Annotated in this window: 9 protein-coding genes; 2 read left to right on the top strand and 7 right to left on the bottom strand. The window is 52.5% G+C overall.

The window, feature by feature from the left end:
- Positions 1-197 precede the first annotated feature (197 nt).
- Positions 198-332, bottom strand: coding sequence for a hypothetical protein (locus tag ACUN0E_RS32075; protein ID WP_445570619.1), 135 nt, complete (start codon positions 330-332; stop codon positions 198-200).
- A 33-nt stretch (positions 333-365) separates the two neighbouring features.
- Here ACUN0E_RS32075 and ACUN0E_RS32080 point away from each other — a divergent pair, with 33 nt between their 5' ends.
- Complete coding sequence (locus tag ACUN0E_RS32080; protein ID WP_445569091.1) at positions 366-1,316, top strand: site-specific integrase; 951 nt, start codon at positions 366-368, stop codon at positions 1,314-1,316.
- On the opposite strand, the gene ACUN0E_RS32085 is transcribed toward ACUN0E_RS32080, so the two are convergent.
- Complete coding sequence (locus ACUN0E_RS32085) at positions 1,300-2,043, bottom strand: hypothetical protein (RefSeq protein WP_445569092.1); 744 nt, start codon at positions 2,041-2,043, stop codon at positions 1,300-1,302. The two genes, ACUN0E_RS32080 and ACUN0E_RS32085, sit on opposite strands and share 17 nt — an antisense overlap.
- A gap of 1,028 nt (positions 2,044-3,071) precedes the next feature.
- Here ACUN0E_RS32085 and ACUN0E_RS32090 point away from each other — a divergent pair.
- Complete coding sequence (locus tag ACUN0E_RS32090; protein WP_445569093.1) at positions 3,072-4,100, top strand: hypothetical protein; 1,029 nt, start codon at positions 3,072-3,074, stop codon at positions 4,098-4,100.
- Between the two features lie 232 nt (positions 4,101-4,332).
- Here the strand turns inward: ACUN0E_RS32090 and ACUN0E_RS32095 are convergent, their stop codons facing one another.
- The 5 genes from ACUN0E_RS32095 to ACUN0E_RS32115 all read right to left on the bottom strand — a co-directional run bounded on the left by ACUN0E_RS32095 (position 4,333) and on the right by ACUN0E_RS32115 (position 12,281).
- Positions 4,333-5,127, bottom strand: coding sequence for an FRG domain-containing protein (locus ACUN0E_RS32095; RefSeq protein WP_445569094.1), 795 nt, complete (start codon positions 5,125-5,127; stop codon positions 4,333-4,335).
- Positions 5,120-5,950, bottom strand: a complete 831-nt coding sequence (locus tag ACUN0E_RS32100; protein WP_445569095.1) for a hypothetical protein — start codon at positions 5,948-5,950, stop codon at positions 5,120-5,122. The genes ACUN0E_RS32095 and ACUN0E_RS32100 overlap by 8 nt, the downstream gene beginning before the upstream one ends.
- Before the next feature lie 928 nt (positions 5,951-6,878).
- The gene (locus tag ACUN0E_RS32105; protein ID WP_445569096.1) at positions 6,879-7,280 is read right to left on the bottom strand and encodes an HNH endonuclease; all 402 of its coding nucleotides are present in this window, start codon (positions 7,278-7,280) and stop codon (positions 6,879-6,881) included.
- A gap of 1,045 nt (positions 7,281-8,325) precedes the next feature.
- Entirely contained in the window at positions 8,326-11,085 is a 2,760-nt protein-coding gene (locus tag ACUN0E_RS32110; protein WP_445569097.1) for a phage tail tape measure C-terminal domain-containing protein, read from the bottom strand.
- Between the two features lie 1,007 nt (positions 11,086-12,092).
- Complete coding sequence (locus ACUN0E_RS32115; RefSeq protein ID WP_445569098.1) at positions 12,093-12,281, bottom strand: hypothetical protein; 189 nt, start codon at positions 12,279-12,281, stop codon at positions 12,093-12,095.
- Positions 12,282-12,308: the final 27 nt, after the last annotated feature.

Here is a 12,308-nt window from a genome sequence, read left to right on the forward strand (position 1 = left end):
AGTCTGACCGGTTGATGTTGGTCATTTCACAGTGATATTTATGGTTCTTTCCTTGCGGCACCGGGGAGTCTGCAGGTCTGCGGCGAACGGACGGGCAAATCAGAGGGGGGATTGAAGTCGCGCGCCCATGAAAAAAGCCCGCTTCGAAGAAGCGGGCTTTGCTTTTGCTTTACGCTACACCGTGAAGCGAGGAACGCTTACTGCACGCCCTGGCTCAACAGGAAGTCTTCATAATTGCCGCCGAAGTCGTTCAACGTGCCGTTGGTCTTCACTTCGATGATCCGGTTCGCAAGACCGCTCACGAACTCACGGTCGTGCGATACGAACCCCATTCCTGATACTTTTCAATCACTTGGAGAGCAGGAATGGCCTCAATCATCCCCCGTGGGACAAAATGGCAGGTAAAAGTACGCGTCAAGGGTCAACCGATCCAATCCCGGACGTTCGCGACCAAGTATGAGGCAGAGCAATGGGCCGCTCAGGAGTCCAAGCCCGTAGAAGGTCCAACAGTAGGAGACCTTTTCCGCAAGTACGTAGACCAGGTAGCGCCCTCCCGCCGTAACGGTAAGTGGGAACGTTCTGTACTGAGCCGGATGCTCCGCACGGAAAAGAAGCTATGCGCGGTGGCCGCCAACTCCCTCGGTAAGTCGCATCTGGCGGAATGGCGGGACCGCCGTGTAATCGAGGTGGCGACTAGCACTGTAGGTCGCGAACTGGACGCAATAGCATCCGTGTACAGGGTCGCAATAGACGAGTGGGACATGGGCCTTACAAGCAACCCTGTCCACGGATTCCGCCGCCCCAAATTGCCGCTACCCCGTGATATCCGGCTGTCCGTGGGTGACGATGGGCGGCTCATTGCCGCTGCTATCGAATTTAACCGGGAGATAGCACCAGCAATCATTCTCGCCATAGAAACAGCGATGCGTCAGGGAGAGATAGCCAAACTCCGTTGGGAACATATCGACCTGGACGCCCGTACCGCCCTGCTACCCATGACAAAAAACGGTACCCCACGCAGAGTCCCGCTATCCACAAAGGCAATCGAGGCCCTTACATGGTGTCCGCCGCCGCACACCGGGCGGGTATTTAAGCTCACACAGCACGCGATGAAATACGCGTTTCGGGAGGTTCGGCAACAGTGCGGACTCGGAAACATACGCTTTCACGATCTACGCCATGAAGCAGCAAGCCGCCTATTCGAGAAAGGACTAAACGTAATGGAGGTTGCGGCCATCACCGGACATAAAAATCTCAAGATGCTCCAGCGCTACACCCACCTGCGGGCGGAGGACTTGGCTAAGAAGTTGGGCTAACCCCTAGACTAGCCGCAAGCTCCGGCCAATTCTTAGCGCGTATGACTCTCTCCTGGAGGACGTTCTTTGATCGAGCCGGGGCGATTACTTCGCCATTTTCGTCCTTACGCTCCTCATAGAAGCCGGGGATATGAATGCTGTCCCACATGTCCCTATTAGCCAGTTCCCAAACGAACGCGTTAAGCTCAGTAAGTGGGGGTTCAACCACAATCACAGATTGCTTACCTGTAACCGCGTCTTGAACGGTCGTCCCGCGCACGTTGTAGCCGTCCAGCCCTTTGAGACCCGCGTACACCTTCTTACCGTCCTTGCTCCTACGATGGAACACCTCAACGATAAACGGCTTACCCAAAAGCAAAACCATGTGCCTATGCGCCCCACCATGGGCATCATTCATTATAGTAAAGAGCTTAAAGAAGTTGGCCCGATAGTCCAGCGATAGCGTCTCTTGTACGGTAACGCGGCGCGGAGCCAACGTACCGTCATCAAACTTACGCGGTTGATGATTCGGGCCGGACAGTTCGAAAACGAGGTCCACCTTGTCACGGAGAACCATATCCCCGGTCGCGTTCGCTTCCTCATGCTTACCAATCTCAAAGTAGCCAACGAGGCGCGCATAGGCCATACCAGCGGCGGGTGGAATGTAGCCGTCTTGAACGGAGGGTGCACGCATATCCGGCCCGCTCGTAACGCCTTTAAGAATATACGACCAAAGGTCTTTATCCATCGTGCTTCCTCATAGCGAATTGACCGAGTGTAGCCAACGCACTAGTAGCAGCGCAACAATTTCATATGGAGTACATACTATATGTCAACAGTTTCGCCGAAACATGGACACATAGGTGTTTCGCTATCGATCCTTCGAGCGCTGAGCTATCCTACAAATGCTCAACGAACAAGCAGCTACATGGAGGGACGATGCCCAAGGTAAGAACGCATCACGTCAGAACAGAGCGCATTGGAACGCGTGACGTTCCCGGCCCTTATCCCCCTTCTACTACCGCGAATAGCATCACTGAGGCAGACGCCCTGATGATCGCAGTCAAGGCCGTAGAGATATACGCGAATCGACACCCAAGGCCGCCCCACGTCACGATTTCTCAGGCAGCCGAAATGCTAGGCCGCAGCAGACCTACGGTACGCAAGGTGTTGATCCACAATCGGGTTCGCCTTAACGCTCTAGGATCGATCCCAATTGAGGAGATAGACAAACTGTTGCTAAGTGTCTCCTGAACCTCTTGACACGGGTCGGTAGAGTGGCTATGGCCTAGCCAAGCCCCGTACCCAGCCCGCATTCTTTTTATCGCGTCCGATATACACGATTGAACACCACCCGGTCCCCGTAAAATTTCTGAATGACGGCTGACAGACCGCCAAACACTGCTAGTCCAGCGATCCAACCGCCGAACGACATAGAATCAGGCAGCATATGCCCGACCTTATAGCCCACCACCGCAGCCGCCAGAAACGCAGCACCAAATAGTCCGTTCGCTGGTCCGTATTTCACTTCATCCTGACAACCTGTACAAACCGTAGCACCTCGCGGAACTTTCTACGGTGGCGAGTTCTTCCCGTTACGCCCGTTAGTAGAGGCGCTAGATAAGTTCGAAGGGCACGGCGTTACGTTCTCGGTTTGATTGTCGAGAGACATTCTGGCACGGTACACTCACCGCATAACTTCTCGGCGGAAATATGATGGGTGACTCCCAAGACAGCATTCGACCCATCAGAGACGGGTTTAGGTCGCGGTTATCCTTGGCCGCTTCGATCAGTCTTGACGAGTATTTTTCGGTATACATACGAGAGCTAGCAGCGGCACTAGACTATTGTGCGTCTCCTAATCTCCTGAAAGCTTCGATAAGCGCTAAAGCCTTAGCGGCTAATCCCGATATTCTTCGCTTTTCCCTTATCTTTAATGAACTGACTCAAGTAGTTCTACCCACCGCTGGTACGCTGCAATTGATCGTACCCCAAGGGAAGGCTGCGAAAGAAACGTTCGGCAAATCAGGTCTAGCGCTAAATATGGAAATCGCCCATATGAAGGAGCTAGGATTAACCCCTGATAATTTACCGGATTTCTCTCCGGCGTTTGTCCTCCCAGAAGGCAAAGAAAGTGAAGGCTTGCTCAGAGAGCTTTCCGCAATCATCAATCAGGGACGCCTTGTAGTCGCTCCCGAGCGTGCGGCTATGTACGTGGAGAAAGTCGCCCCCGATGGAAGTAGGGAGTGGAAATTACTTAATATCCAATCCGACAGCCCACTCGCCGCATGGACGATTGATTCGGAACGAAAAAACGAGACGATCCCAATTGTGAGCCAAGGGATAGATAATCCAGCACACAAAGATCTTTTTGATATCACCGTCCCGTACTTCGCCAACCTCTCATATACGAAACTAGCTAGTATCCTTGCGGATGAGGCGGATTTAGTTGCAAGTTTGCGGGTTGCTATCAAGTCCGCCGTCAAGGACGCAAAGGAACCAAACGTTGCTCGCGAAGTAATTCAAGACGTGGTAAACCCAAAGCTAGACATGATGGAGAGAAAATTTAAGGGGTTGCTGAGTCGTTACGCTGTCAGTCTTGCCGGTGCATCGGTTACGACCGTGGGTTTGGCGTATACGGCGATAACCTCACAAGCCAGCATCCCCGCAGCAATAGCCGGTCTCGCGGGTGCGGGAGGACTCGCGCTATTATCGAAAGAATACAGCGCATGGAAGGAGAAGCAGGCCGCGCTAAAAGACGATCCGTTATATTTTCTGTGGCGTTGCAAGAAAGAACAGAGATGACCCACTCGATTACCGCTGCCTTCAATGCATCTAGGTACCACGGTGAGGAACCGCCCGACACCACAATCCAGTTTGGGAGCGGCGTCTGCAAAAAGACTTGCGGCAGGTACGTTGCTGACAATGTTGATATCATGGTGGTGACAGCTGCGATATAGTTGGATACGGAAATTCTCCGGTGTGCCAACTTTCCAAAGTTCCCTTAAGAACGTCCAGCGCGCTCACATAGTTAGCACTAGAAATAGACGCTCATCTCCATCTTTATAGATTTCGCCAGCCCACCAAGATCCCCGTATATTGTTTTTGAATTTATTCCCATTTTTCGCAACGCGACGACTGCGCCCTCATACAGAGACGCCGGTATAACTATTTTCGCCATATCGACACCATCGTACACGTCACTAGAAATTATCTCCATAGCGCGGCGGTTCAACCCCCCAGATATTAAGAAAGTCCCCATTTGTCGATCAATTCTAACATTTGCCTCCACGGGCTCTGAAACCCATGCAATATCATAAGAATATCTATCAATTACCGTTTCAAAAATTTCATCCTGCTTTTCATTTATTGAAACCCTAGTCTCATTGAACATTCGATCCCGCGCTCTTATATAATCTATCGATCTCTCCATAAGATCGGAGTAGTTTAAATAAAATATTGAAAAATCGCGCCCGGATCTGGGATCATATGATTCCAGTGCAAAATATAGTGCAATATATGGACTTGTGGTGAAGTCTATCAAACGCGTCGGAACACCATAGTGCTGCATAACCGACAACCATGCCAACTTCGATTCTGGGCGATGTTCCCCACCACAATATATTCTGTATTTTGATTTGAATGAATTCAGCGAGTGATCTTCGCACTTTCTAGCCAAATCGGCAGACCACCCATTGCCCAGCAGGCGCTCCAAGGTCGACTCAATTTTCCAAGCCGCGTCTGCTTGACCGCGAAAAACATATGGATTCGGCAAGGCATTAAGCTCGTGTGCCAATTCGACCATTGACGACACCCGTTTTTCCTTAATCACCCCGGACCTCATGGTAAGCAGTTTGTATCACACGTAGAGTCGCTTCCTTCCCGGCTTCAGCGTCAACAGCAACCTTTCTAGCGTCACCGTGGAACGATATTGAAACCGGTGGCTTACCCTGCTCCTCCAAGATTACGGCTGAGGCTGCGTTCCCTGTAGCGGCCGTGGATTTAGCGACAGCTATTACAGCGTCCTCGTTGAGTGACTGCCCAGCCACAGAGACACTACCCTGATCGCCGTTCAATTGTTGACAGTAATAGGATAATGGTTTTTGAAATAGCTCGTCAGCATCAATAGGATTCGGCCCTGTAAAATTAGCCTTGAATTTCTTTACCGCGTAAGCACCCAAAATTTTCTGAACAAATGTTTCCGGGTCGCGAATCCTATCAACTCTGACAGTTATCTCATTTTCGACAACGCCAGCAGTTGACTGCATTAGTCGCTCAATTTTATAAGCGATAGAGCCAACATCATTGGCTACCCGCGACTTTCTACCAATTCCCAAAACACCATAGCCGGCATCGAAATAGACAAACGTGTACGGCCCCGAATCATCAAGCACCTCCTGAAAATCTCCAGTCCCTTCGTCGTATTTTTCGACAGTCGCCTTTGTAATCCGCCCCACTGCGAACCTACCGGCATCCGCCGTAATATGTTCAATATTTCCGATATGCCAGATATTGTTATGCCTCAACTCCAGCGAAGGCTTTTCACCCAAGCCCCGCTCAAACAATTCCCTAGCAGTTAGCCCAGGATCAAATAGCGACACCTGTGAAGGCTTGATAAACTTGATTCGATAAAGGTGATATTCATTGAACCGCATGTCAAGGTCTTATGTACGTTTTATCCAATAGGCATAAGGCCCTTCCCCACCCCGAAGCCTATAGCCCAACTCGAACAAGAACATAGCACACGCATTTCAAATCGTCCCTTAGCTCGTCAGCGGTCGCGTACCTTTGGTAGTCGAAAGTTGCAGACAGGCAACATAAGACCGGTCTGCTCCCCACATTGCCTCCCCTCCCAATTGCCTCCATGTCACAAAACGTGGCCTAGCGAGCCACCTTTTTGAAGGCACTTTCTATACCTGACAAGGGTTTCCGGCCGATTGCTTGTAGTAATACACACTCTGCGAGTCGGAAAGTCAGGGAGCCCATACAGATTTACCCGAGAAGATTCCCGGCCAGCCGTACCAAATGAACGATTCCTCAAGTACGGATTGAGTCGTATTGATACCATGCCGTTGGAACAAGCTGCCTAGAGCCTGCTCGTTAGCAATGATTCCGGCCCGCGCAATGTCTCCTATCAGTTCAAAATGCTGACCCCTTGCTCTCGCGATACGAGTCACCTTACCTTGACGATTTATGTATCCATCGATAAGACGCTCCAGAGGTAACACGAATGAGCCTCTACTGTTCCGCATGCTGAGAAGAAACACGGCCAAGTCCTTGACCCGCTTCTTAAGCGTGTTCAATACGCATAGCTGTTCTATTAGCTTGACACTAGGATTGCGTGGCACCGGCGCACGCCTCTCGAACATATCGCGCTTGCTAATAATTTCCCCTGTCTGTGTATCAAGGTAAGACTTAGCCGATACTCTCAGCACAGGGTACTTGACAGCTTTCCATCCTGCCTGCTTTAGCGTCAGCTTTGGCACAGAGACCAATGTAGTATCAGGCTCCCATTCGATGTACCTCGGAGTTATCTGACTGGCTCCATAGCTATCGGCGTCTACGTTATCGTATAGCACCGTATCACCAACTACCATCTAGCGGCATGCCATCTAGACCGAATGCACGTTTAACCTTGAATCCTCGGTCTCTGTTGGTCTTATCCACATGGCATGGATTACACAGATATTGCAAGTTGGCGTCATCGTTGGACCCGCCTTGCTCCAATGGCTTAACGTGGTCTACAACACCATGTAAATCCACGCGCTTGCAGATACAACAGGTCCATTGATCCCGCTTGCGGATACGGCCCCGTATCTTTCCCCAAGCGTGGCCGCTAAGGTCATCAATACGTGGAGCTTTCGTAGCCGCTAATCTGGCCCGCTGCTTTGCCGTAAGAGGCTTGGTCCGTGGTGTACTACAGAATGGGCAACGCCACTCCATTCCCTCAGGTTTCCAATGTGGATGCTTAGAACACTCACTCATATGCACTCCTTATTATAGCTCCGTAGAACCACTGTGATTCCCGCCCACCATCAGGTACTAGCCAACCCGTAGCAACCGCTCAGCGGCCTTCTCAGTGGGTCGGACACAGGGAATTAGATAGCCACCAATGGGCGGGGGGGTATGTAAAATTGCGGAGGTCATCGGCTCAGCGCCGACAGGTTCACTCTGTTTTAACGAAAGCCCTAAAAATTAAACTTTTTCGAGCGCAAAACGGGCCGCAAAACCTTGATGGATAAGGAACCGACCTTAGAATCTATAGTGCAAAAACATGCACCCATTTGCACTCGCTCGGGGACCAAGAGCTAAGCCTTAATGCGCTCCGCTAGTCCTTCTATCAGGTGCGCTTGGTCTGCTAGGTCGGTCGTAAATGCTTCCCGGCTGTGGTCCGGCATATCCTCCGCTGCGATTCCATGCACGGTTAGGAATGCGGCGAGGCCCGGAATCAGCATTCGGCATGTAGCGTAATCCGCCCCGTGTAGTGCTAACAGCTTGTCCGCCTCCGTACTGCGCTTAACCTTGACGCCTGAGGCCTCGCTACGCTTAACCGATAGTCGATCAATACCTAGATCATTACGTAGCCTGCGGACCATCGTATTAACGCTATCCACGGCTACCCATTCGGGGCTACGCTTAGCCGTCCCCGCTGCGGACGCTACCGTTACCGGCGCATTCTTGGCCTCTCGCTGCGCTTTCCGTAGCATCGCCTCTGCGTTGATAAGCTCACCAATCCGTGGGTCATCCCGGCTTAGAGCCGGGTTCAACAGCAAAATTTCATGGATTCGATCTGACTTGCTTTTACGTGCCATAGTTACTTTGCCGCCTGCAAGGTCTTAATGATCGCGCTCGAATCAGCGCTAGCCCTAGCGGGGTCCAACTCGTACAGCTTGGCGATAAGCGGCGAAAGCGCACGGGTAAGCGCTACGTCACGTTCTGCGGTGTTAGTTACGTTATTTGATTTCATACGTTATCCTCAATTTTGAAAGTGTTTGGCGCGCCGATTTACGGTTAGCCCGCCCTAGCGGACCTAAATTTGTCCGTATTTCTGTTGATAGCTATATCCGCCTTGGCCGCGCATTTTTTGGTCCATGCGCTTATCTACAAGCGCTTGAAACACCGGGAGCAACGCCTTAGCATCCTCCGCAGTCAAACCGCCTCGCCCCTTGCCGTCTAGGTGAAAATGCAGATCACCAGAGCCGGAACCGCTACCACTGGACGAGGAGGAGCTAGCCGGAGCGTCACCAACCGCACCACCTGACGCGAAGTGCGCAACCTGGCCGGAGTTGATAGACTCAAGCAAGCTACGGTTTTGATTAGCCGCCGAGGCGTTAACCACAAACTCCCCGTTAGAGAGCATTGCCGGGATGCTATCGCTACGCCCCGTACCCGCGCCGCTGATAGAGCCACCGTCCGCGTAGTGACCGACAGAGCCGCCGTCAGAGAACCCGGCCCAAGAGCTAGACACACTTTGGAAAACTTGCATTTCCGCTGCGTGGAGCGCGATCTTAGCCATGTCCGCGACGACGCTACTAGCGAATTGGCTAAAGTTGAGCTTGCCCGTAGTAACGAATTGGTCCAACGCGCTAGACATGCTCGCCCACACGGAGGTAAACGCCTCACCAACGTACTGTGCGTTAGTCTTGCCCGCGCTGCCGATACCTACGATAGACAGCTTGATTTGCGCTTGGTAGCTTTCGCGTATCGTTTGCTCGTCCGTTAAATGTTGCTTGTAAAGCGCTAACCGATCCGAGTAGGCTTGAGCGGCAATCTGCGTCCGATCATCGTAGGATTGTTGGTCAATTTGCTTGGAGTCGAATTGCTCTCTCAGCTTATCAACGTCCTGGTAGTACGTGTTGAGTAGCTTAATCTCGCCCGTGTAGTCGGTCTTTTGCTGAGGCGCCATGAAGCGTTGGGCGTCGCCATTCGCGTAGCTTTGAATGAGAGCGCGAGTAGCCGCCTGCTCTTGGTCCGCATACTTGGTCGTGGCCTCCGCGCGCTTTTGCCACTCCTTACCCAAATCGGTAGACGCCTTTTGCGCAGCAATTACCCGCTCATGCTCGATACGGTTAAGCTCTTGCCGTGCACTCTGCGCCGCAGCAATGTTTTTCTTTTGCTTGGCAAGCTCAAGGCGCTTTTGCTGGATAGCCTCCTCTTGCTTAAAGTAGTCCTCGTTAGTCGCAATCACCTGGACGTAATAGTCCCGATAGTTCAACAGACCCTTATCAAAGTCGGACTTGATATTGTCTAGGTGTTCCTTTCGGCTATCGTCAATGCCCTTAAGCTGAGTGTTTAGCTCTGCAATCTCTCCGTTAAGCTCATTATCGTTACCCTTCTTTGGGGCCTTCTCACCCTTGGCGTAATGAATTTTCTTATTGCCCGTGGGGCCGAGGTGCGGAGTAGCGAGTGACTTTTGATCGTCCCACAGTTTCTTAGTAAAGGCCGCGTAGGAGTCGCCCTGTTTCTTAAGGTCTGCGTACCCGTTCTTAGCATCCTCAACGATTGCCGACCAACTACCTTTGCCGAGGTCGTTAGCCATCTTGCTAAGCATGGTGACAGACGTGCCAACCTGATTTAGGCCCGTGACCACTGTCGCCGCTGACGTAGCGACAACCCGGAAGGTCTCCAGCACACCGGCGTAGAACTGGTTCACTAGCGGTCCCATTGCCGAGTTATCGGAGAATGCGCTAGTAATCGATTCGATAGCCGGGATGAGTTGCGCCTTGGCGTGCATGGTCATTGCTTCCCATTCCGCGTGCGCCTCCTCCGTGTGTTCCTTCATCGCCGCTAGTTGCTTGATGGTGTTATCGGAGAGGACACCGCCCAGGGCGTTAGCCTTGTCGGTGTACTCCGCGATACCGGAGCTACCCTTGTCCAGCAATGGGATTAGTTTTTCTCCGGCCTCGCCAAACAACTCATGCGCTACAGCCGCCTTAGCGGCGCTATCTTGTGACTGTTGGAACGCGTTCGCAACCTCAAGCAACATATCGTGCGGGGAGTCAGTCTTAACTTGCTGCATACTGATACCGAGGGCGGTAAATGCGTTAGCCGCGTTTTTGTTTCCCTCTACCGCTTTGTTCTGCGCCTCGCCCAACGCTACGACAGCCTTTGCGGAATCCTTAGCATCAAGACCAACGGAGCGCGTAGCGTAAGACCACTCTTGAATGCTCTTGGTGCTTTGGCCGGTCTGCTGCGAGAGCTTCTGTACGCCGTCCGCGTAGGTCTCAAGCTCCTCCGCCGCCTTATGGACAATCTCCGCCGACAGTGCCGCTGTAGCGGCCACCGCACCGATACCAAGCGCGAGCGGATTAAGGAGCATCGATATTGAGTTAGTCTGATTCGCCAACACCATGAGCGAGCCGCCGAACCGCTTAAAGTTACCCTGTGACAACTCATGAGCTAGGACTAACAACTCTCGTTGCGCGCCCGCGTTAGCAAGGGAGAACCCGTGCGTATGCTTAGTAGCCTCGTCAATATCGGCAATATAGCCTTTCATTGTTGAGGAAATACCTAAGCTCTCCGCTTTCATGGAGGCCAACTCCGCACGAGTCTTACCCGCCGTGCTAGCCATTTTGTCCATTTGCATAACCGCTTGCGCGATTTGCTGGACTTGCTTGCTAGTCGCAGCCCCTGACTCCTCCAGCGCGCCTTGGAAATTCTCCAACACCTCTTTAGCACGCCCCGTGCTAGCCGCGTAGGCGGAAATACGTTGATTCGCTTTGTCAATAGCCGCAGTAAACCCGGACGAATCCGCTGAGACCCTTACCTTTACCTCGTTATTACTTGCCATCCATAGTACTCCGTATCATATGACCTATTTTATATCGGCTAGTCCAGTGGCCAACGGGCGGACCGCCTACGGTTGAGACCTTAATAGACCCCGTAAAATAACCAACCCGTAATAGGGTTTGGAAAATTCATTCCCGATGTACTACTGTAGGTCCAAGAGATACCACTAGAGTTAATCGTGACTATCGGCGGAGGAGTTTGGTTGGAGATATGCGCGTACAGAAAATCGGGTTGAAAAGACCACCAAGGGACGCCATCCGACATGTCACAAGCCATACTTCCCGCTTGCCCCTTGATCTGCACAGTCCCCTTGATACGACCGCATCGGTCTGACGTGTCCAGCAAGATCTGCCCGGACCCGTTCCAAATCTGCAATCCGGAGGCCATTACCGCGAGGCCTCATGCTGGCTCTGAAACTTAGCGGCCTTCGCAAGGTGTTCTCTCGTCTCTGCAAGAGCCGCCATAACCCGCCTACGGTCTGCTAGGTAGCAACCAAAGGCGGTTAGCCTCGTCCCGCGCGTTGTTACCGGCGCACAGATGGTATTGAGCCATTCTCAGGCTATAGCCATACATGCCCTTACGCACCTTTATAGCGCGCTCAAGCCGCGCGTCTAGCTCGTTGATAGACACGCACCGGACCATCCCTTGTGACTGTCCATACAAAGCCTCTAGTACGCCAATACGAATTTCGGAGGTTGGCCTTGCGAACGTTTGACCGTTACGACCCCGCATGCGGGTCAGTACGCCCATAGCTTCCGCCATGCGAACAACACGCGCACGGTTATTCGACATTGTGCGCCCCCTGTGCACTGATGAAGTCCGCCCGGAGGCGGATAGCTGCGGCAAGTGACGGAACGCGGCCAAGCCTCACCCGTTTCAAAACCGGACCGTACGAGCCGTCCACCCTCCGCACATACTGTCCGGGGACCACCTTCATCCCCCGGACTTCATATTCTCCGCCAATGAGCCGGATGCCGCGAGGGAGGCCCCGGTTACGTTCGGCTCGGATCATTGGCGCTCCGCCTCCTGCAATTGCATTGCAATCAATCGATGCAGAGCGGCGGCTGTGATCAGATCATTTCGTGCGATTACGAGTCTTGCCGTGCTGTTGTCCCGATGGGCCGCTGCTATGATTTCGTTGAGCGCCTTTTCATCTTTCCCGGAAAGCAAGCCATCGATTTCAAATGTCATTTCCATAGTATTCCTTATTGTTTGACGGGCGGC

The sequence above is a fragment of the Paraburkholderia sp. D1E genome, assembly GCF_052682275.1.